Here is a 22,598-nt window from a genome sequence, read left to right as displayed (position 1 = left end):
AATCTTCCAAATGATGGAGGCACTACATGAAGAACATTCTATTTGTTGCATCAGAAGGCGTACCATTTATTAAAACCGGCGGACTTGCAGATGTTGTTGGCTCTCTGCCTAAGGACATTGATAAGAAGTATTTCGATGTCAGAGTTATCCTCCCGAAATATACCTGTATGGCACAGGAGATGAAGGATAAGCTCGAATATGTTTCGAATTTTTACATGGATTTTCACTGGAAGAGCGAGTATGTGGGAATCTTTTATGCTGAGGTTGAAGGCATAAAGTACTACTTTATAGATAATGAGTATTTCTTTAACGGAATGGCTCCCTATAGCGGAGATGTTATCTGGGAGATTGAGAAGTTTGCATATTTCAGCAAGGCTGCGCTTTCAATTCTTCCGGTTATAGGATTCAGACCTGATATAATTCATTGCCACGACTGGCAGACAGGTCTTATCCCGGTTTACCTTAAGGAGAGATTCCAGGGTAATGAATTTTTCCGTGGCATAAAGTCTATAATGACAATTCATAACCTGAAATTCCAGGGTAAATGGGATGCAAAGGATGTTCAGGATATCACAGGACTTCCGGATTATTACTTCACACCCGATAAGCTTGGATATTACAAGGATGCCAACCTGCTTAAGGGCGGTATCGTATATGCTGATGCGATCACAACCGTCAGCAGTACTTATGCTGAAGAAATTAAAACCGAGTTTTACGGAGAAGGTCTAGATGGTCTATTGAGAGCCAGAACCAATGATCTTCGCGGTATTGTCAATGGTATTGATTATACGGAATTCAATCCCGAGACAGATAAGTTCCTGGATTATCCTTATAATGCAATCAATTTCCGCAAGGAGAAGGTGAAGAATAAGAGAGCACTCCAGAGAGAGCTTGGACTTCCCGAGGATGATAAGACAATGTTGATCGGTATTATTTCAAGACTTACCGATCAGAAGGGCTTTGACCTTATAGCTTATGTTCTGGATGAGCTCTGTCAGGATGCAATTCAGATAGTTGTTCTCGGAACAGGTGAAGAACAGTATGAGAATATGTTCCGTCACTTTGCATGGAAGTTCCCGGAGAAGGTTTCTGCGAATATTTTTTATTCCAATCCTTTGTCACATAAGATTTATGCAGCATCTGATGCTTTCCTTATGCCTTCGCTGTTTGAGCCCTGCGGACTTTCACAGCTGATGGCGCTTAGATATGGTTCTATTCCGATTGTCAGACAGACCGGAGGACTTACCGATACCGTTGAACCTTACAATCAGTATGAGAGCAAGGGTACAGGCTTCGGATTCCTTAATTACAACGCGCATGAGATGATGCGTACTGTTCGCGAAGCTGAGAGAGTATACTATGACAACAAGCGTGAATGGAACAAGATGATTGATCGTGCAATGGCTGCCAACTTCTCATGGGAGGTTTCGGCATCCAAATATCAGGAGATGTACGATTGGCTTAGACCGTAATAATATGAGCAAAAAGAAAAACATGATTGTGCAGGGAAGTGTCCTTGCAACTGCCGGAATAATATCAAGAATTATCGGTCTATTATACCGTGCTCCTCTTACCGGAATTATTGGTGATGAGGGCAATGGATATTACAGTACGGCTTACAATATTTATTCAATTGTATTGTTGATTTCGGCGTACAGCATACCTTCTGCCATGAGTAAAATCATATCGCAGAAGCTTGCTGTACACGAGTATCGCAACGCACAGCGGATTTTTCACTGTGCGCTTATTTATGTGTGCGTAGTCGGTGGGATTGGAAGTCTTTTTGTCTTCTTTGGGGCGCCGTTTCTTGTAGACGGATATTCAATTCCGGTTCTCAGGTTTTTTGCACCTGTAATTTTAATATTCGGACCTCTTGGAGTTTTGCGAGGATACTTTCAGGCTCACAGAACGATGGTGCCAACAAGTGTATCGCAGCTAGTTGAGCAATTTTTGAATGCTTTTGTTTCTGTGGGAGCAGCTTATTTTCTTGTGAAATTTGCTATTTCGAAAGGAAGCGATGATTCTACCAGAGCCATGTATGGTGCAATAGGAAGCTCACTTGGAACAGGGTCCGGTGTGGTTATAGCACTGATATTTATGTATTTTGTATACAGTATCAATAAGGATTATATAAACAGAAAAGTAATTCATGATCATCATGAGAATATGCAGTATAAAGAGATATTCAGACTGATTATTATGATAGTTACGCCTTTTATTTTGAGTACTGCTATATATAATTTATCAACTACAATGAATTCCACGCTTTTTTCAAAGATAATGACCTATAGCAAGAATATTCCTCACAATGAGGTAGTCACTAGATATGGCGTTTTTTCACAAAAAGCGGTGGTGATAGCAAATTTCCCGATATCGATCGCGGCAGCTACTGCGGCAACAATTATGCCGAGCATATCAACTTACTTTGCGCAAAAGAACTATGAAAGAACAGAAGCGCTTGTTGAGAAGGTATATCGTATGATCAATATGATAGCTATTCCTTCCGCAGTTGGACTTTTTGCCCTTGCTGATCCTATAATTATGCTTCTGTTTCCGCAAAGGGCGACTATACATGAGGCTGGATTTTTAATGCAGATGCTTGCTGTTACTGTTGTTTTTTATTCGCTATCAACAGTTAGCAATGCAATTTTGCAAGGTATAGGAAGGGTGAACGCACCGGTTTTAAATGCTACCTTTGCTCTTATTGTTCAGACGGCACTGCTTGTGGTACTCCTTCTTTTCACAAATCTTGGAAATAAGGCTCTTGCTATCGTGACTATAACTTATTCATTTTTGATGTGTGTTTTGAATGAACATTCAATTTCAAAAGTGCTTAACGTTAAACAGGATATTATGAAGATGTATCTGCTCCCTGCAGGGGTATCTGCCGTAATGGGAACAGTTGCGTGGGGAGTGTATGAGCTGTTTAAGCTCTTATTCGAAAAGTTTATTTCACGTGACTATTTTGTAAACCTATTTGCTGTTATGATTGCTGTTTTTGTAGCAGTAATTATATATGCAGTAGGAATGGTAAGAACGAATGCGGTTACTGAAGAAGAGCTTAAATCCTTCCCTAAGGGTCATACATTGGTAGGCCTTCTGAAGAAGGTACATATTATGAAAAGTTAATCCCTTTTCCAAAAGGGGAAGGCTATAGATCTGTACGATCGGTATAAATACCTGAGATTCCTTCGCTCAGGTATTTTTTTATTTGTTCATCATCATTAACCGTATGTACAAAAAGCGGAGTATTTGTCTCTTTCATGATTCTCATAAATTCATCATCGAAAGTTAGGTCTGTATGAAAAGTAAAGCCGACAAGAGGCTTTTTAGATGCTTTTAAAAGTGCTTCTTCTGTCCGTTCGCTATCATCAGTTTCATATAAGGTATAGATGATATAAGGGAAACCGGCTTTTTTTACTGCATCATATTCTGACGCATGATATATCTGAACGACAAATCTGTCTGTGAGATCGGGATAGGAAGAGGCTATCATTTTATATGTTTCAATATTTGTTTCTTTTGTATCAGTGACAACAACCATATCCGTATATTCACGCATATAATTTGCGATGTCTTCAAAAGTAAGAACAGTGAATTTATCCAGTATTTTGCACTGAAGATAATCTGAAAGCGTCGGAGCTTCACCGGGAGTCATCTGTTTGCCGTCAAGGTAGAGATCTCCCCAGGCCTTACCGCAGACAAGGGTGCCATCACTGGTGTAATGAAAATCGACCTCGATAATTCTGTTTCCTGCTAAGAGACTGTTTTCAAGAGCTTCCTTTGAATTCGTATAATCGTATAAAGTGCCCTCATCATCACTTACAAAACCACATGCATGGATAATATATTTATTCTCTAAAAAAAAACTGCGCATGGCTTCTATGTTGTCAGAAACCTTGCCTGAAGAACATGCAGATAAAAAAAGTGACAGAGTAACTGCCATGATAAGTACGATATTCAGCTTCATTTTTTTGAATGATGTAATGAACATAAGTAGTGAATCCTTATAGTTTGTTAGGGCTTATTATGCTAAAATATTGTAGTTTGGTGAAACCAAAAATAATTATAACATTTAAGGAACTGTCGTGAAGAAAAGAAATATAATAAAATACCTGTTTTTAACATTATTATTATCAATACCGTTTTTACTCTTGTTTACATCTCTTTGGTTTTTCAATACCTGGAATACCATGACAGTGAACGAGCTTGTTTTCAATGTAAAGATGTCTTTGTCGGGCGCGTCACATGCTATGATAAAACTTTTTATTATGAGAGCATTTCTGCCAACATGTGTGGCAGCACTTATAATCTTTTTATTTCTGCTACTTGCAAAAGATGCATTTAAAGGTAAAAAGACACTGGTTGCAATTGGAGCATCTGTCATAGCACTCGTGGCAGCTATGGCTTATACGTGGATTCAGCTGGATATGACTTCATATATTGATCAGCAGCTGCATGCATCCACCTTTATTAAGGACAATTACGTGGATCCCAATTCCGTAAACATCGATTTCCCTGAAAAGAAGAGAAATCTGGTTTACATCTACCTCGAATCCACTGAAGTTACAGACAGCGATTCTGAGCATGGCGGAGCTTTTGAAAAGAGTCGAATTCCTGAGCTTACGGACCTGGCACTTTCGCATGAGTTTTTCGGAGATGGTTCAGATAAGCTTAACGGCGGTTTTTCCATGCCAGGAACCGATTGGACAATGGGTGCTATTTTTGCTCAGTCCACAGGACTTCCTCTACAGATAAGCATTGATGCAAACAGCATGTCGGAGCAGGAGACATTCTTCCCGACTGTAAGGGCAATAGGTGATATTTTAAAGGATGAGGGCTATCATCAGGAATACCTTTGCGGTTCAAATGCCAGTTTTGGTGGAAGAGAGCTCTTCTTTAAGATGCACGGTGATTATGGCATAGTTGACTATCCTTATGCCAAGGACCAGGGATGGATACCCCAGGATTATGGTGTATGGTGGGGCTTTGAGGATGAGAAACTCTACGAATATGCTAAAAATCGTCTCAGCGAGCTGTCAAAATCGGATGAACCTTTCAATCTGACACTTCTTACCGTTGATACTCATTTTGAGGATGGTTATGTCTGCAGATTGTGTGAAGATGAGTTTGAGGATCAGTATTCCAACGTATTTGCATGTGCAAGCAGACAGGCTACAGAATTTGTAAACTGGATAAAAGAGCAGGATTTCTATGAAAATACTACCATAGTTCTTGTTGGCGACCATCCTACAATGGATGCTGATTTTTGTGCGGAAATACCTGAGGATTATACGAGAAAGGTATACACCTGTATTATTAATCCCGGTACATCAAGGGATGGTGCAGACCAGAGAGAATATACAACCTTCGATATGTTCCCGACAACAGTTGCTGCTTTAGGTGCATCTATTGAGGGTGACAGGCTTGGACTTGGAGCAAATCTGTTTTCAAGTGAGCAGACTCTTCTTGAAAAATATGGAATGGAACTTGAAGAGAGCGAGCTGAACAGAAAGTCTCACTTTATGAATGAACTTGCCGGAATAACCGATGAAATGGCGATGGAACAAAATTATGAGGGAGCGTCTGCAAACTGCAGCATCGAAGAGCAGGGAGATATAGTTAAAGTAACAGTAAGTGACATTACGGGAGTTGTTGAAAAAATCGAGGGTATTCAGGTCGATGTAAGGAAGGATGGAAATTACGACAGCCTTATGACCTATAACATGGTTTTAAACGCGGATGGATCATATTCTGTAGATATACCTGCAAGTGAGATAAATCCCGGTGATACAGACTTCAATATTATTTGTAAGGGGGCTCTTGGCTCTGATATTAGTCTCTTTTCACAAAGAGGTGATATGCACCTTAAACAGACTGACCTGCAGGAGTATCTCGAAGCTTTGAAAGCGTATGCAGAGAGTGGTGAATATACTGTATTTATCACGACCAGGAAGAGCGGCGCTATGAGACTTACGGATGACAACATAGCAGCGTTAAAAGCTCTCGGCATAAGCGATGATATTCCAAAAGGACAGGATGTCACTATAGTTGCAGCAATTAACAGCGAGCTGAACGACAGCCATGCTACCAAAGAAAACCAAAATATCAAGGGTACTGCATCTGATAACGTATCCTATCATTTAAAGGGAAGCTGGGATAGTTTTAAGGATAAAGATTTCCTTCTCGAAATTAATGATGAAAATATAATGATTGAGCGAAAGGGACTGCATTTCGCCGTAGTAAATAATTCAACCGGAAGAGTGGCCGATTATGTAAACTTCGACCTACTTGATAAGGAATGCAGGAGATATTAAAAATGGCATTCGATGGAATTACAGTCGCCAACATAGTGCGCGACATAAAAAAAGAACTTACAGGCGGTCGTATTTACAAGATCGCCCAGACAGAAAAAGATGAGCTTTTAATAACGGTAAGGAAGGCTGTGGAAAACGGCGGCGGTCAGAGACGACTTTTTATGTCTTCTGATGCTTCACTTCCGCTTGTCTATATGACAGATGAAAACAAGCAGAGTCCCATGACAGCACCAAATTTCTGCATGCTTCTAAGAAAACATATTCAGAACGGCAAGATAATAGATGTATTTCAGCCTGAGTTTGAGAGGATCATCAGGATTGAGATTGAGCATTTGGATGAGATGGGAGATCTTCGCCATAAGACACTGCTTATGGAACTTATGGGAAAATACAGCAACATCATTTTTGTAGATGAAGATAATAAGATCATTGATTCTATTAAGCATATTCCTTCATCGGTGAGTTCTGTTCGTGAAGTACTTCCGGGACGGGATTATTTTGTGCCTGTAACCCAGGATAAACTTAATCCTCTGAAAGTAACCAAGGATGAGTTTATGAGTCTTGTTCCTTCAAAAGGGCAGCCTGTTTTCAAGGCTCTTTATGAGAGCTTCACAGGCCTTTCACCTGTTGTTTCAAGAGAAATATGCTACAGGGCTGATATTGATTCTGATAAATCTGCTATTGCGCTTGAGAACGATGAATGTGTCAGACTGTGGGATGCTTTTGATAACGTTATGACAGGGATCAGGAATGATGAATTTGCTTCCGAACTGATTTATATTAACGACAAGCCTAAGGAATATGCAGCAATTCCGCTTACCATGTATCATAAAGGTGCGGATTCTTCTTACAAAGAATATGAGGAGATATCGACACTTTTACTGGACTTTTATTCTGAGAAAAATACTGTTACAAGGATCAGACAAAAATCTTCAGACCTCAGAAAATTGGTAGCAACTGCTCTTGAGAGAAATATCAGAACGCTCGATCTTCAGACCAATCAGCTCCGCGACACCGAGAAGAAGGATAAATACAGGATTTACGGCGAACTTCTTACAGTATATGGCTACAGTGCTGAGCCTGATGCCACGTCGATAACGGTTAATGATTACAATACCGGAAAAGATGTCAAGATAACTCTTGATCCCACACTTACTATTGCTCAGAACGCCAAGAAGTATTTTGATAAGTATACAAAGATGAAGAGAACCGCTGAGGCGCTTGAGATTCAGATGAAAGAGGTTTCAGAGACCGTTTCTCATCTGGAATCCATTGCTGCTTCTCTTGATATCGCAAGGCAGGAAGAGGATCTTACGGATATCAGAAGAGAGCTTGTAGAGGGCGGATATATAAAGGGTAGTGCCGCTGACAGGATAAACGGAAAAGGAAAAAACGGTAAGAACAACCGTGGCCGAAATTCCAAGAGTAAGCCCTTCCACTATATCAGTAGCGACGGTTTCCATATCTATGTAGGGAAAAACAACTACCAGAACGATGAGCTTACCTTCAAGATGGCCAACGGTGGAGACTGGTGGTTCCACGCAAAGGGCATACCCGGGTCTCACGTTGTTCTCATCACCGAAGGAAAAGAGGTGCCGGACAGAACTTTCGAGGAGGCTGCATCCCTTGCGGCTTATTATTCAAAGGGCAAGGAACAGGACAAGGTCGAGATTGACTACTTAAAGCGCAAGGATGTCAAAAAGCCGGGAGGCGCAAAGCCCGGATTTGTCGTATATTACACCAATTATTCAATGGTTATAGGTACTGATATTTCCGCGCTTAAGGAAATTGATTAAGACTAAAAATAAAACGTAACAATTTTTTGGGCAATTCGTCATGAAAAATTGTTACGTTTTTTTTGTTCTTTTCATGATTTAATTTTTTGATATAGTGTTATAATTTTGTTGTCACGATTTTATTTTTAGGAGGGTATGAAGAAAGTGTTATATCAATCAAAGTCTCACTTTGAGGGCAAAAAAATTGCTCTCAGAATCTTTACGTTACTCATTTTTACGCCTATGTTGGCAATTTTATTTGGCTTCACTTCGAAAGCGGCGTCATATTCATCGGATTGGCGTGATTGGAGACAGAAGCAGTCTGATTATGCCACCATGAGAAGTGGCGGTTGCAGAATTGTTTCTTATGCAAAATTACTGAAAGCTACAGGGCTTGTTACAGATCCAAACTTTAATCCTGATGAATTATTTAGATGGTGTGCGGCTAATGGTAAGGTTGCCTCATTAGGGGATGTTACAGAGCAGGGTACTCCTGGTGAAATCCCGATTTTGTATGCAAAAAAAGTTTTGGGAAAGACTATTACACAGAAAAAAGATGGTGTTATGTTAAGCGGTGACAATGCAACAAGAAGAAACACTGCTATAAATTATAGTAAGCAAGGGTATTATGTAATTGTATGTGGCCCGAATCACTTTTCATATGTTGATGAAGAAAGAACAAGATCAACCGGTAATCTGTGGGTAGATGATTCCGGGTATGGTGTTACTCAAGTTGGCGACACGATATGTGGATATAGTTTACAGAAATATCAAAGGATCAGAATCTTTACAGCTGAGGCTCCCACACCTCAACCCGATCCTGAACCAACTCCGTCTACACCTACAGGAAGTAGAATGGCATCAGGCTATAGCAGGACTCTGCCTGATGGCGATTATATTATAGCCAATGCAGCAAATCAGAAATACTATCTTGATATAGAAGGTAGCAGTTATCCGGCTACTGAATTTCAAAATGTACATCTTTGGCATGAGGATAATCTGAGTCTTAATGATTATGATGTTTGGCATCTAAAATATGAGAATGGATTTTATACTATAACTCAATATGACACAGGTATGGCACTTGATGTTTATTATCAAGGTCTTGAAAGCGGTACAAATGTAGATGTTTATTATAATTATGAAGACAACGATGCTCAGCTGTTTGCTATTTCTGCAAACGGTAGAAATGGCTATAGAATTCAGGCCAGATGCAACGGATATTCTCTGGATATAGAAAACGGAAATATTGCGGATAACTCAAATGTAAGAACCTGTTCCAATAACAATTCTGATGCACAGTCATGGGTGTTTATACCCTACAAACCTGCCCAGCCAATTAGTAATGGCAGATATATTATTACCAGTGCACTGAATAGCAACCTGGAATTGGATGTTGCCGGAGATACAGCTAATATAGCTAATGCTACAAATGTTCAGATTTGGGATGATTCATGTCAGAGTAAATATAATTCATTTGACGTAGAAAAGCTTAATAACGGTTATTATAAGCTTACAAATGCAGCCTCAGGAAAAGTGCTTGATTTATATGGTGGAGGTACACAATATAATTCTAATATATGCGTTCATGATGCAAATGGTAGCCTGGCACAGCAGTGGGCAATAATTCCCGCAGGAAGTGGCTATGCACTTGTTCCAAGATGTAGCGGAATGGCAATGGATGTGGTTAATTCATCCAAAAGTAACGGGGCGAATGTTCAGCAGAGGCCATTTAACGGGAATAATATACAGGCAAACCAGACATGGAATTTTGCTGTTGCCGAGCACACAATAAAGTTTGATGCCAATGGTGGTAATAATGCGCCGGCTTCCCAGATAAAATACTATAGAAATGCTCTTACTATCACAAATGATATACCAACTAGAAGCGGTTATAAATTCGCAGGTTGGAAAGTTAGTAAGGCAACTAATAATATTATAGTTAAGCCCGGTGAGTTATTAAAAATCGATATGAATATGATTCTGTATGCTCATTGGGAAAGCACAGGAAATAATGAGACCGGTGAGAAAAGTACAGAGGAAATAAAGCCGGGTAAGGATGAATCCGGTGAAGGCAAGAAAACAGAAGGAAAAGATACAAAGCCTTCTGATAAGGTTGAAACTAAGAAGGCAAAGCCTGAGGTAGGTGATACGGTTGTTGATGAGGAATCAAATGCTTATTACCTTGTATTACAGACAGGTGTAAATTCAAATGCTGTTATTTATGTAAAGTCTAAGAACAGCAGTGACAAGAACGTTACAATTCCTGCAGACATAACAGTTGATGACGTAAACTATATGGTTTATGCGATTGCTCCAAATGCGTTTAAGAACAATACCAAGTTAAGGTCAGTTACTATTGAGAAAAACATATTATCAATCGGTAAAAACGCATTTTATGGATGCAAAAACCTTAAGAATATAAGAATTAAGACAACTAGTCTTTCCAAGAATACGGTTGGTAAGAATGCGTTTAAGGGTATTAATACCAAAGCAAAAGTAAAGGTTCCTAAGAGTAAATTAAAGAGTTATACAAAAGTATTGAAAGCCAGAGGAATCTCAGGTAAAAAGCAGACAATCACAAAATAATCTCTTTTAAATCTGAAAAACAGAAATTAAGAAAGACAGTGGAATCAATTTTCACTGTCTTTCTTAATGACAATAATAATATGCGTTTAAGCTTGAAATCATTGACTAAAACTGCTGTTTCATCATATTATAAAAGAGGTGTTTCTATCAGAATTATGCCAAATAACGATAGAAAGACCGGAAGTGAAAATATTTTCGGTTAGGAGGAATTATGGTTTGTAGTATGACAGGCTATGGACGAAGTGAAGTAGCCGACGAGAAGCATAAGTTTACGGTCGAGATGAAGTCCGTAAACAACCGTTATCTTGATATCAATATCAAGATGCCCAAGAAGTTTAACGCACTTGAATCCAAGATCAGGAACGAACTTAAGCAGTTTATTAAAAGAGGAAAGGTCGATGTTTTCATAACATATGAGGATTTTTCCGAGACCGATACAAGAGTAAGATACAACAAGGAAATTGCTGCCGAGTATCTCGAGTACTTAAAGCAGATGTCCGAAGATTTTGGTATCGACAATGATATCAGAGTATCTTCACTTTCAAAGTATCCGGATGTTTTCAGCATGGAGGATGCGGAGCTTGATGAAGAAGAGATGTGGGGAACTCTTAAGAAGGCAATTGACGGCGCCGGCGAAGAGTTTGCCGCTGCAAGACAGAAAGAGGGAGAATTTCTACACAAGGATCTCGATGAGAAGCTTGAAGGAATGCTGGAGAGCGTTGAGTTTATTACAGAGAGATCCCCCATTATTATTGATGAGTACAGAAACCGCCTTAGAGATAAGGTTAAAGAACTCCTTGAGGATAAGGCAGTTGATGAGAACAGACTTATCATGGAGGTTACTCTTTATGCTGATAAGGTTTCAGTGGATGAGGAGCTTGTTCGCTTAAGAAGTCATATCAAAGCTATGAGAGATGCTCTTAACAAGGGCGACGACAAGGAAGGAATAGGAAGAAAACTGGATTTCCTTGCTCAGGAGATGAACAGAGAGTCCAATACTATCTTATCTAAATCAACAGATCTTGAGATATCTGACAGGGGCATAAGCCTTAAGACAGATGTAGAGAAGGTACGTGAACAGATTCAGAATATTGAGTAAGGTAGGAAGTAAGACTTTATGAATAACAAAGGTATTATTGTTGTTGTTTCCGGTTTTTCCGGTGCCGGAAAGGGTACTCTGATGAAGGAGCTGATTAAAAAATATGATAATTATGCGTTATCAATATCGGCTACTACCAGAAATCCCAGACCCGGAGAAGAAGATGGAAGAGAGTATTTTTTCATCTCTAAGGAAGAATTTGAGAAGCTTATAGCGAAGGACGGACTTGTGGAGCATGCCTGCTATGTGGGAAACTACTATGGAACTCCCAAGAAATTTGTCCAGGAAAAGCTTGATGCCGGCAAGGATGTAATTCTTGAAATAGAAATACAGGGTGCACTTCAGATTAAGAAGAAATTCCCCCAGGCGCTTCTTCTTTTCGTAACACCTCCTTCGGTTGAGGAACTCGAGAAGAGGCTTCGTGGAAGAGGCACCGAAACTGATGATGTCATACACGGAAGAATGCTCAGAGCAAAAGAAGAGGGACAGGGTATTGACGAGTATGATAATATAGTAATCAATGACGATCTTGACGTCTGCGTTAAGCAGATGCATGAGATAATACAGGCAGCCCATTATACGCCTGATCGCAATAAGGAATTTATTGAAGAGATTAGGGCGCAGCTGTCAGAGTTAAAGTAATTATTTTTAAATGGAGGACTAACATGATACATCCGTCATATGTGGATCTTATGAAGGTAGTTAATAAGGACGTAGAGGAAGGAAATGAGCCTATCATCAGCTCAAGATATTCCATCGTTATGGCAACAGCTAAGAGAGCAAGACAGCTTATCGCAGGTGATGAGCCTATGGTAAGAGTTAAGGATAATGAGAAGTTCCTTTCAATCGCTGTTGACGAACTTAATGCCGATAAACTCAGAATTCTTTCTGACGAGGAGAAGGAAGCACTTCTTGAAACTAAGGAAGAGGATTCTGTCGAGGAATAATTTCCTCAGGTAACCAATATGAAAATATTATTTGTATCTCTCGGCTGTGACAAAAACCGTGTTGATTCTGAAGTTATGCTCGGAATGCTGTCACAGCGGGGGCATGAATTTACAGATGATGAAGAAATAGCCGAAGCAGCAGTGGTAAACACATGCTGCTTTATTGGTGATGCGAAGGAAGAAAGTATCAACACGATTATCGAGCTTGGTGAGTATAGGAAAAGCGGAAAGTATAAGGCACTGATTGTAACCGGGTGTCTTGCTGAGAGATATCGTGAAGAAGTGCTGAAAGAGATTCCGGAAGTTGACAGGATTCTGGGAACCGCTTCCATGGAGCATATAGTTGATGCTCTTGATGGTGTTCTTGCAGAAAATGGGCAGGAACCTTCTGACGTAGAGACTTCCGAAAACACTTCATCTATGAGAAGAATTTATCTGGACAGTCTTGAAAAGAAGCCTATAGGCAATCAGAAGAGAGTTCAGACTACAGGTGGCCAGTACAATTATTTGAAGATAGCTGAGGGCTGCAATAAAAATTGTACTTACTGCGTTATACCTAAGGTTCGCGGTAAATACAGAAGCGTACCTATGGAAGAGCTGATTGAAGGTGCAAAAGCACTTGTGAATCAGGGAGTAACGGAAATAATTCTTGTTGCGCAGGAGACTACACTTTACGGTGTTGATCTATACGGTAAAAAAATGCTTCCGGAGCTTCTTCATAAGCTCTGTGAGATAGAAGATCTTAAATGGATTCGCATAATGTATTGTTATCCTGAGGAGATCACTGATGAGCTCATACAGACAATAAAGAATGAGCCAAAGGTATGTAATTATCTCGATATACCTCTTCAGAGCGGATCTGATCACATACTTAAGCTTATGGGAAGGGCAACAACAAGAGCTGCCATTGCTGAGAGGATAAGCTATATAAGATCTCAGATTCCGGATATTTGCCTGAGAACAACTCTTATTGCCGGTTTCCCCGGTGAGACAGAGGCTGATCACGAGGAATCACTTTCTTTTATTAAAGAAATGAAGTTTGACAGGCTCGGATGCTTTGCTTATTCCCAGGAGGAAGAAACTGTTGCTGGAGAAATGGCAGATCAGCTTTCACAGGAGGTGAAGGAAAGCAGAAGAGATGATATAATGGAAGCACAGCAGGAAATAGCTTTTAATGCTGCCAAAGACAGAATCGGACAGGTTGTAAGTGCTGTTATCGAAGGAAGAATTGCCGACGATGACGATGATGAATACGATGGCAGTACCTATGTGGCGCGAACATATATGGATGCTCCTGATGTTGATGGATATCTCTTTATCATGAATGTTCCATATGATCTCATGAGCGGACAGTTTGTTGATGTTCTTATAACCGGTTCAAATGATTATGACCTGATTGGGGAGTTAACGGAGGGGAAAGAAGATGAAAATGAATTTACCGAATAAGCTTACTGTAATTAGAGTTATTTTGATTCCTTTTTTTGTACTGTTTTTGCTTGCTAATATCTTTGGTGAAGCTGATAAATGGATAGCGCTTGCGATTTTCATTATTGCATCGCTTACTGACCTTGCTGACGGCAAAATTGCAAGAAAGTATAATCTGGTCACGGATTTCGGAAAATTCATGGATCCTCTTGCTGACAAGCTTCTTGTGTGCAGTGCAATGATCTGTCTGATAGAGCTTGACAGAATTCCTTCATGGATTGTTGTTATTATTATAGCAAGAGAGTTTATTATAAGCGGTTTCAGACTTATAGCTGTTGAGAACGGAAGAGTTATTGCTGCAAGCTATTGGGGCAAATTTAAGACAACCTTCCAGATGTTCATGGTAATTCTTATGATCATCAATCTGCCGCAGCTTCAGCTTGTTACCACGATCATTATGTATATAGCACTTGCACTTACAATTATTTCTCTTTGTGACTACATCATAAAAAATAAAGATGTGATGAGTGGAGATATGTAATTTAAAAAATAAATTGCTTGTGTAAAATCGAAATTGATGATATAGTTTTTCATTGTGTAATTTGAATGTGTTTATTGGGGACGACATATTAAATGATCGTCCTCTTTTATTTTTATAAGAAAGAGGTAATATGTCCAATATTTTAGACGAGATTAAGAAGAACATTGAAGGGATTTCGGAAGCAGTTTCCGGAACAAAAGAACGAGATCCCAAAAGGGCAGATCATAAGGATAGAGATAAAAAGAAAGCTGAAGCAAACGAAGAAGTCAAGGTTCGCTACGATGAAGCTGAAGGCATTGACGAGAGAGTATTAAGAGCTATTACGGAAATGGGATTTGAATACATGTCTCCAATCCAGAAGGCTGCTATTCCTGTGATGATGAAGGGAGTGGACATTATCGGACAGGCTCAGACAGGAACAGGAAAGACTGCTGCTTTCGGTATTCCGCTTCTTCAGAAAATCGATCCTGACAATAGACATCTTCAGGCAGTAGTTCTTTGCCCTACAAGAGAGCTTGCAATGCAGGCTGCCGATGATATCAGAAGCTTTGGTAAATATATGCATGGGATAAAGGTACTTCCCGTTTACGGTGGTCAGGACATTTCGAGACAGATCCGCGCATTATCATCAGGAGTACAGATTGTTGTAGGAACTCCGGGGCGTGTAATGGATCACATGAGACGTCACACCATGAAAATGAACGATGTGCGCGTTCTTGTACTTGACGAAGCTGACGAAATGCTTGATATGGGGTTCAGGGATGATATCGAAACTATTCTCGACGGTATGCCTGAAGAGAAGCAGACAGCATTGTTCTCAGCTACAATGCCTGAACCTATTTTACAGATTACAAGAAAATATCAGCACGATGCGGAATACATAAAGATGACACCCAAGGAAATCACTGTTAAATCAATTGAGCAGTACTACTATGTGGTTCCGTCAAATTATAAGGAAGAGGTTCTTACAAGGCTTATTGAATATCATCAGCCGGTAAGAAGTCTTGTATTTTGTAATACAAAACGTAAAGTCGATGAGCTTACAGGCATTCTTAAGAACAAGGGCTACAGGGCAGAAGGACTCCACGGAGATTTATCCCAGTTCCAGCGAGACACCGTTATGAATCTTTTCAGATTCGGACAGGCGGATTTCCTTATTGCAACAGATGTAGCCGCAAGAGGAATTGATGTAAGCGGTGTTACTGCTGTATTCAACTATGATATACCGGAAGATATCGAATATTATGTACACAGAATAGGCCGTACGGGTCGTGCTGGTAAGAGCGGACAGTCATTCTCACTTGTATCTCCCAGAGAAATGTATAAGCTCAGGGATATTGAGAGAATCTGTCATACAAAGATTGAAGAAGGTGAAGTTCCTTCAGCAAAAGAAATCACAAGAGCCAAGGCCAGAAAGCTTTTTGCAGAGGTTATCGATCTCATAGAGGCAGGGGAAATTACAGATTGCCTTGAGTTCTTAAATGATAAGGTAGCTGAGGACGAGTATTCAATTGAGCAGCTGGCTGCCGGCCTTATGAGACTTAAGATGGGCAAAGCACCTGAGGAGCTTGATTTGAAGCCCAGAAAACGTGACATATACAGAGGACAGAGAAGCAGAGACAGAAGAGAAGGCAGAGGCGGCAGATTTGAAAAAGACGGCCACGGCAGAAGAGACGGTCAGGGCAGAGGCGATGGAAAAGGACGAAGAGACGGCAAGGGTTCCGGTTATGGAAGAAGCCGTGATAGTAAGTACAGCAAGGACCGCGGTATGAGAGATGCTTCTCCTATGCATAAGAAGGCATCCGCAGATAAGTTCAGAAGAAATGCCAGACCAAGAACCGAGAAGCTTGGTGTAAGAAAAGATAAATAAAACAAGAAAATAACTGCAGTATAAAGTGTAAAAGCTTCATGGAATAAAAACTCCATGAAGCTTTTTTTCAATTCCGGCTTATTTTTTTGTAATAAAAAGTTAATAGAGATTTAATTGAGGGCTATTTTTATCAAAGCTAAAATAATAATGATTGTGTGTATTTATCTTAAACGTTGGAGGGCTTGGAATGAAGAAAAAAATAATATCAGTTCTGATGTCATTATGTTTAGTTGCGGGATGCAGCACAGCTGCACCATCAAGCGATAGTACTGATAAAAATGATTCAGCTGCCTCAGAAGTTTCGGAAACACCTGAAAACTCTGAAGATACCGCTGAGCAGGCAGGGGATACCGCCGAAGCGAAAGAGGATGATAATCAGGCAGAGGAAATTACGGAAGAAAACGCTGAAGATAAGGCTGAGGAAGACAGCGATTCTAATGACGAAATGTCAGGAGAGATGGTTGTCGGCGAGATATATCATGGATTTAAGTTAAATGATATGTACAGCAGCCACTTCCTTAGCTCAGATATTTATACTTTTAAGCACGAAAAGAGCGGAGCTGATCTTGTTTATACGAAGAATTCAGATCCGGAAGTGTCTTTTTGCATCGCTTACAAAACTCCCTTTATAGATGAGACTGATACTAATCATATTTTTGAGCATGCGATTTTGGCATCCTCCGAAAAATATCCTTCCAAGGATCTTTTCTTTGATATTGCCAATAAATCATATAATACATATGTTAATGCACATACAAATTTGACGACAACCTACTATCCGGTTTCATCCATGAGTGAGGATCAGCTCATGACTATGATGGATGCTTATATGAGTTGCATGGTTGACCCGGCTATTTTGAAGGATGAAAAAATTTTTGAAAGGGAAGCTATTAGATTTGAGCTTGATGATCCTGAAGGTGATATTGGCATAAATGGTACGGTATATGCGGAAGACTACGGCTTTTTAACTGACCTTTCGGAATGCTCGCTCAATGCCCTTATAGATAATATGTTCCCCGGACAGATTGCATCTAATATGATAGGTAGAGCTGAGTATCATTATGATGATCTAACCTATGAACATACAATTGATACGTATGAAAGGTGTTATCATTTTGATAACAGCTTGATTTCTCTTTATGGAGATCTTGATATAGACAGATTTTTAGAATTTCTTGATACAGAATATTTGTCAAAGTATGAAGTATATGGAACAGACTTAAGTGAATATGAGGATTCACATACAGAGGACGGATATGTTGAGAAGGTTGAGTATATACCTGCATATGAAGGTGATTCTGTAGAAGATAGTGGCAGAATCTTTTATGCAATTGATATGGAGGATGCTTCTGACGATGAGCTTATACAGTGGGACTTTCTGACGACATTAATTAATAATAATGCATCCTGTATGAATAAAAAGCTTATCGAGGATGGTATCTCAAATCCTGTTTCTTCTTCAATTGTAACGGATCTTGCAAAGCCGGTTCTTATGTTCGCTATGGATTATGCAAATGAAGATCAGATGCAGTCTTTGAAAGAAATTGCAGAATATACACTTGCGGAAGTTGCAGAAAACGGAATACCAAAGGATATTTTTGAAGCAAATATTAAAGAGACTGAGCTTGGTACAATTTTTCTTAGGGATAGTTCAAATGTAGGAAAAGGCTTAAGTGAAGTTTACAATGCATATTGGGCAAGAACCGGGAAACTTGACTATTTTGAGGAGTATGAAAGAATATTCGATGAGCTTGCTGGTGATAATGAGCAGGCTACCTTTAAAAGGATTGCAGCTGATGCAATGACACCTGCAAGAAGTGTTCTTGTAGCGGCTATTCCTAAACCCGGGCTTGCTGAAGAACATGATAATGAATTAGAGGATTATCTGAAAAATAAAAAGGCACAGATGTCAGAGGAAGAAATTGAAGAATTTGTTCAAAAGACAAAGGAATTCAATGATTGGAATGAAAAAGAGCTTTCAAATAATGACTTCTTGATAGATATTAAGGATTTGCCGGAATATCTGACTTCTTCTTTTGAGAAAAAGCAGGAAGATGGAATTACATATTATACCTCGGATATTGAAGCCGGCAGGGGCGGCTATTATGATATCTACTTTGATTTAAGCAGTTTATCCAGGGATGAGATAAAGACACTAATACTTTATACTGATTTTTTGTTTGAGGTAGATACAAATAAATATGATACAGACGAACTGACACTTCTTGAAAGTGAATATCTGAATGGATTTTCAACAGGACTATTTTATCCTAATAAGGAGGCAAAGGAAAATCACAGACCAATGCTGCATGTCCTATGGAGGGGATTAAACGAAGATTTTGATAAGTCGCTTGATCTTGTTCTGAATGTCATATGTGAGACGGATTTGAGTGATAAAACCAATATTAAACATATTATCTCCCAATATTGTGAGAACTATAATCCGGCGAAGAGCGATGCCTATTCCCTGGCACAATCCTATGCTACGGCAGCCGGAACAACGATTACGGCTGATTCGGAAAAGTTCGCTATAGATATTTATAATAAGGATATATATGATTATATTTCGAATCTTGACGACAATATCGATTCGGATGATGTTTTTGATAAATTTGTAGCTGATATTGAGACTGCAAGGAAAAAAGCATTTACAAAAACAAATCTTATTTTCTCGTCCGTTGCTGAAAAGACAGAAAATGAAGAGGTTATTAAGACTGCAGCAAATACATTTTCAGGACTTGAGGAAAATGAAGAAACCGGGACTTCTTATGATCTTCCTGTTTTGGCTTTGAAAACCGGAGTAATTGTTGAGAACTCTCAAAATTATACTATCTTTGATATTGATTTCAGAAATGATGAAAAATTCAGGGGAGCCTATGTACCGTTCTTATTTGCTGCAAGTGATAAGTATATAGTACCTAAGATGAGATTTCAGATGGGAGCTTATTCGGCAGGAGCCTATTCCGTTTTGAGGTGTTATGAGCTTGGGGCATACACATATTCCGATCCAAACGTAAAGGATACCATTAAGACACTGGAAGGTATACCGGAGTTTATAAAAACAGCTGAGCTTGATAAAGAGGATTACAAAGGCTATGTCCTCAATGCTTATGGCGATGAAACAAGGACGACAGGTATATGGAGTGATGCTGTCAGAAGAATCAGAAGGGATATTCTGGGTGTTGATGAAAATGCCTATGTGGATACAGTAAATGATATAAGAAACGCAGATATCAGCATGCAGCAGGAAGCAGCGGAGAGCTATGAAAAACTCTTCAAAAATGCTGCTATTGCAACGGTTGGTAATGAACAAAAGATTACTGCGGACAAGGATGCATTTGACGAAGTTTTGAATTATAAACTAAAATAGAGCTCATGATGAATTATGAGAAAATAGATGATGTATTTATAAAAAATGCAAAGCTCCTTGATGGTGATATGGAGGAGCTTTGCACAATCTTCAGACTGTATGCATATGAACTATTAGCCGATAAAACAGGGCGTTCCGATGACATAGGAGAGATAAGAAAGCTGGTTGAAACAACAAGTCCTGTTCTGGAAAAGCTATATCAGGGATATGAAAGCTCTGAACTGAATACACTGAAAGATACAAACGGAAAAGCTTATGACGAGACAGTTTTTGATCTTTCGGTTTTAATAGCTGTGATGTGTACAGGCTCCAGAGTATATGAAAATCTTGATCCTGTGTTTTCAAGAGATATAATGCATGCCGCACTTGATGCCGCACATTTTCTTATGGTGCGTCAGTTTAAGGATGATGATGATGAGAATAGCGATTCGGGTGAGAGAAGCAGTGTAATTCGAATGAGCAGCAGGGATGATGAACTGTCCGAAAGGACAATAGCAGCTATGCTATGGGCTTTTGCGGAACTATTGAAAACCGATAAGGATATCAGAAATGCTTACGACCATTCGCTTATGGCCGGTATGCCCCAGAAAATGTCCAGACAAAAGAGATATAAACTGCGAGTGTCAGATCTGATAAAAAGAATTTCATTCGATCTATCAGGAAACGTCGAATCAAGTATTTTGATATTATTATCTTTAGTGGTGTTAAGCGATACGGAAGAGACATTTTCCGATGAAGTCAGAACAAAGTTATACGAGTTCTTATATAAGAAGGCGGATGAATCAGATGATGAAATGACCACTGCGGTAGCTGTTTTAGCTCTTCAGAATGAGCTTGATATGGATGAAAAGGCAAACGGAGGAGCGTCTGAACTGATAAAAGTTGTCGAATACAATGTCATAGGAGCAGGCAAAAAGAAGATGACAGAGGAAGAAAAAACAGCTGTCAAAGAACACATTAAGAGATTAGAGGCAAAGCTTCAATAATTGTAATAACAATTTACATAAAAAGTTTATTTGAAAAACAAGCGATTTATGGGTATACTACTGTGTGGAAACCGATAAATCGCTTGATATTTGAGTAAAAATATTAAATTTTATAAATGGAGGCATAAATATGCAGGGTTCTAAACCAACAGTTTTATTAATTATGGACGGATTCGGAATTAATGATAATCCGAAGGGAAATGCTATTGCTATGGCAAATACACCCGTCCTTGATGGCCTTATGAAGGACTATCCTTATGTTAGAGGTAATGCCAGCGGACTTGCTGTAGGTCTTCCTGACGGACAGATGGGTAATTCAGAGGTTGGACATATGAATATGGGTGCAGGCCGTATCGTTTACCAGGAGTTAACAAGAATCACAAAGTCTATCGAGGACGGTGATTTCTTTACAAACGAAGGCCTTATGGCTGCTATCGATAACTGTAAGAAAAATGATTCTTCTCTTCACATGTATGGTCTTGTAAGTGACGGTGGCGTTCACAGTCATATTACTCATATCTACGGACTTCTTGAGCTCGCTAAGAGAAACGGACTTTCCAAGGTTTATGTTCACTGCTTCCTTGATGGACGTGATACACCTCCGGAATCAGGAATAGATTTTGTTCAGCAGCTTGAGGACAAGATGAAGGAGCTCGGCGTAGGTGCAGTTGCTACTATCTCCGGCAGATACTATGCAATGGACAGAGATAACAACTATGACCGTGTCAAGGTTGCATATGATGCCATGACAAAGGGTGAGGGCAACAAGGCAGACAGCGCTCACGAGTGCATGGTTCAGACTTATAAAGACGGAAAGACAGATGAATTCGTTATTCCTACAGTTATCATGAAGGATGGCGCTCCCACAGCTACTATCAAGGATAATGATTCTATCATTTTCTTCAACTTCCGTCCTGACAGAGCCAGAGAGATTACACATTGCTTCTGCGATGATGATTTTGATAAGTTTGACAGAGGAGCACGCATTAAGACTACTTATGTATGCTTCACAGATTATGATCCGCTCATTCCCAACAAGGAGATTGCTTTCAAGAAGGTTCTTCTTAACAATACCTTTGGTGAGTGGCTTGCAGCTAAGGGCATGAAGCAGGCTCGTATCGCTGAGACAGAGAAGTATGCACATGTAACCTTCTTCTTCAACGGCGGAGTTGAAGAGCCCAATGAAGGTGAGGACAGAATCCTTGTTAATTCTCCTAAGGATGTTCCTACATATGACCTTAAGCCTCAGATGAGCGCTCCTGAAGTATGCGACAGAGTACTTGAGGCAATTAATTCAGATAAGTATGATGTTGTTGTTACAAACTTCGCTAACCCGGACATGGTAGGCCATACAGGTGTTATTGATGCTGCGGTTAAGGCTGTTGAGACAGTAGATGAGTGTGTTGGTAAGATCGTAGAGGCTGTTAAGGCTAAGAATGGCACAATGTTCATCTGCGCAGACCACGGTAACGCTGATATGATGATCGATTATGAGACAGGTGAACCTTTCACTGCTCATACAACAAATCCTGTTCCTTTCATCCTCGTTAACTATGATCCTGCATATACACTCAGAGAGGGTGGATGCCTTGCAGATATCATTCCTACACTTATTGAGTGCATGGGTTACGAGCAGCCTGCCGAGATGACAGGAAAATCACTTCTTATTAAGAAGTAAG

General features: G+C 39.7%; 15 protein-coding genes. 14 read left to right on the top strand and 1 reads right to left on the bottom strand.

From position 1 onward, the window contains the following. Window positions 1-26 precede the first annotated feature (26 nt). Together glgA and G596_RS0101590 are read left to right on the top strand one after the other, a co-directional pair. A complete protein-coding gene (glgA, locus tag G596_RS0101595) occupies window positions 27-1,472 on the top strand; it encodes a glycogen synthase GlgA (RefSeq protein WP_022760078.1) in 1,446 nt (481 codons plus the stop codon). A gap of 4 nt (window positions 1,473-1,476) precedes the next feature. Next, window positions 1,477-3,129, top strand: coding sequence for a putative polysaccharide biosynthesis protein (locus G596_RS0101590; RefSeq protein ID WP_022760077.1), 1,653 nt, complete (start codon window positions 1,477-1,479; stop codon window positions 3,127-3,129). Window positions 3,130-3,151: 22 nt separating this feature from the next. On the opposite strand, the gene G596_RS0101585 is transcribed toward G596_RS0101590, so the two are convergent. Continuing rightward, on the bottom strand, window positions 3,152-3,994 hold the full coding sequence (locus tag G596_RS0101585; protein WP_022760076.1) for a glycerophosphodiester phosphodiesterase family protein: 843 nt from the start codon (window positions 3,992-3,994) through the stop codon (window positions 3,152-3,154). A 259-nt stretch (window positions 3,995-4,253) separates the two neighbouring features. Here G596_RS0101585 and G596_RS23355 point away from each other — a divergent pair, with 259 nt between their 5' ends. The 12 genes from G596_RS23355 (at window position 4,254) to gpmI (ending at window position 22,597) form a co-directional block, all read left to right on the top strand. After that, window positions 4,254-6,317 carry an LTA synthase family protein gene (locus G596_RS23355; RefSeq protein ID WP_196805175.1) on the top strand — a complete coding sequence of 688 codons (2,064 nt, stop codon included), beginning with the start codon at window positions 4,254-4,256 and terminating at the stop codon, window positions 6,315-6,317. A gap of 2 nt (window positions 6,318-6,319) precedes the next feature. Beyond that, window positions 6,320-8,113 carry an Rqc2 family fibronectin-binding protein gene (locus G596_RS0101575; protein ID WP_022760074.1) on the top strand — a complete coding sequence of 598 codons (1,794 nt, stop codon included), beginning with the start codon at window positions 6,320-6,322 and terminating at the stop codon, window positions 8,111-8,113. Window positions 8,114-8,248: 135 nt separating this feature from the next. Continuing rightward, entirely contained in the window at window positions 8,249-10,681 is a 2,433-nt protein-coding gene (locus G596_RS0101570; RefSeq protein ID WP_022760073.1) for an RICIN domain-containing protein, read from the top strand. A 211-nt stretch (window positions 10,682-10,892) separates the two neighbouring features. Further along, a complete protein-coding gene (locus tag G596_RS0101565; RefSeq protein WP_022760072.1) occupies window positions 10,893-11,780 on the top strand; it encodes a YicC/YloC family endoribonuclease in 888 nt (295 codons plus the stop codon). 18 nt (window positions 11,781-11,798) lie between these two features. Then, complete coding sequence (gene gmk, locus G596_RS0101560) at window positions 11,799-12,422, top strand: guanylate kinase (RefSeq protein ID WP_022760071.1); 624 nt, start codon at window positions 11,799-11,801, stop codon at window positions 12,420-12,422. 23 nt (window positions 12,423-12,445) lie between these two features. After that, complete coding sequence (rpoZ, locus tag G596_RS0101555) at window positions 12,446-12,727, top strand: DNA-directed RNA polymerase subunit omega (RefSeq protein WP_022760070.1); 282 nt, start codon at window positions 12,446-12,448, stop codon at window positions 12,725-12,727. A gap of 18 nt (window positions 12,728-12,745) precedes the next feature. Further along, window positions 12,746-14,173 (top strand): 30S ribosomal protein S12 methylthiotransferase RimO, encoded by a 1,428-nt coding sequence (gene rimO, locus G596_RS0101550; RefSeq protein ID WP_022760069.1) that lies wholly within the window; start codon window positions 12,746-12,748, stop codon window positions 14,171-14,173. Further along, window positions 14,157-14,693, top strand: coding sequence for a CDP-diacylglycerol--glycerol-3-phosphate 3-phosphatidyltransferase (pgsA, locus tag G596_RS0101545; protein WP_026497452.1), 537 nt, complete (start codon window positions 14,157-14,159; stop codon window positions 14,691-14,693). Before rimO ends, pgsA begins: the two co-directional genes overlap by 17 nt. Window positions 14,694-14,823: 130 nt before the next feature. Continuing rightward, window positions 14,824-16,563 carry a DEAD/DEAH box helicase gene (locus G596_RS20510; RefSeq protein ID WP_022760067.1) on the top strand — a complete coding sequence of 580 codons (1,740 nt, stop codon included), beginning with the start codon at window positions 14,824-14,826 and terminating at the stop codon, window positions 16,561-16,563. A gap of 187 nt (window positions 16,564-16,750) precedes the next feature. Beyond that, window positions 16,751-19,933, top strand: a complete 3,183-nt coding sequence (locus G596_RS0101535) for an insulinase family protein (RefSeq protein WP_022760066.1) — start codon at window positions 16,751-16,753, stop codon at window positions 19,931-19,933. 5 nt (window positions 19,934-19,938) lie between these two features. Further along, window positions 19,939-20,919 carry a hypothetical protein gene (locus G596_RS0101530; protein ID WP_196805174.1) on the top strand — a complete coding sequence of 327 codons (981 nt, stop codon included), beginning with the start codon at window positions 19,939-19,941 and terminating at the stop codon, window positions 20,917-20,919. 130 nt (window positions 20,920-21,049) lie between these two features. Then, window positions 21,050-22,597 (top strand): 2,3-bisphosphoglycerate-independent phosphoglycerate mutase, encoded by a 1,548-nt coding sequence (gene gpmI, locus G596_RS0101525; RefSeq protein ID WP_022760064.1) that lies wholly within the window; start codon window positions 21,050-21,052, stop codon window positions 22,595-22,597. Window position 22,598 lies beyond the last annotated feature (1 nt).

This window comes from Butyrivibrio sp. AD3002 (genome assembly GCF_000420905.1).
Lineage (GTDB): Bacteria > Bacillota > Clostridia > Lachnospirales > Lachnospiraceae > Butyrivibrio.
This window is presented reverse-complemented; position numbering and strand designations above follow the sequence as displayed.

Excerpts from the sequence above, each read along its gene's own strand:
- rpoZ (WP_022760070.1), top strand. The coding sequence starts at position 12,446 with ATGATACATCCGTCATATGTGGATCTTATGAAGGTAGTTAATAAGGAC.
- rimO (WP_022760069.1), top strand. The coding sequence starts at position 12,746 with ATGAAAATATTATTTGTATCTCTCGGCTGTGACAAAAACCGTGTTGAT.
- G596_RS20510 (WP_022760067.1), top strand. The coding sequence starts at position 14,824 with ATGTCCAATATTTTAGACGAGATTAAGAAGAACATTGAAGGGATTTCG.
- G596_RS0101530 (WP_196805174.1), top strand. The coding sequence starts at position 19,939 with ATGATGAATTATGAGAAAATAGATGATGTATTTATAAAAAATGCAAAG.
- G596_RS0101590 (WP_022760077.1), top strand. The coding sequence starts at position 1,477 with ATGAGCAAAAAGAAAAACATGATTGTGCAGGGAAGTGTCCTTGCAACT.
- glgA (WP_022760078.1), top strand. The coding sequence starts at position 27 with ATGAAGAACATTCTATTTGTTGCATCAGAAGGCGTACCATTTATTAAA.
- G596_RS0101535 (WP_022760066.1), top strand. The coding sequence starts at position 16,751 with ATGAAGAAAAAAATAATATCAGTTCTGATGTCATTATGTTTAGTTGCG.
- pgsA (WP_026497452.1), top strand. The coding sequence starts at position 14,157 with ATGAATTTACCGAATAAGCTTACTGTAATTAGAGTTATTTTGATTCCT.
- gmk (WP_022760071.1), top strand. The coding sequence starts at position 11,799 with ATGAATAACAAAGGTATTATTGTTGTTGTTTCCGGTTTTTCCGGTGCC.
- gpmI (WP_022760064.1), top strand. The coding sequence starts at position 21,050 with ATGCAGGGTTCTAAACCAACAGTTTTATTAATTATGGACGGATTCGGA.
- G596_RS0101570 (WP_022760073.1), top strand. The coding sequence starts at position 8,249 with ATGAAGAAAGTGTTATATCAATCAAAGTCTCACTTTGAGGGCAAAAAA.
- G596_RS0101575 (WP_022760074.1), top strand. The coding sequence starts at position 6,320 with ATGGCATTCGATGGAATTACAGTCGCCAACATAGTGCGCGACATAAAA.
- G596_RS0101565 (WP_022760072.1), top strand. The coding sequence starts at position 10,893 with ATGGTTTGTAGTATGACAGGCTATGGACGAAGTGAAGTAGCCGACGAG.
- G596_RS0101585 (WP_022760076.1), bottom strand. The coding sequence starts at position 3,994 with ATGTTCATTACATCATTCAAAAAAATGAAGCTGAATATCGTACTTATC.
- G596_RS23355 (WP_196805175.1), top strand. The coding sequence starts at position 4,254 with ATGATAAAACTTTTTATTATGAGAGCATTTCTGCCAACATGTGTGGCA.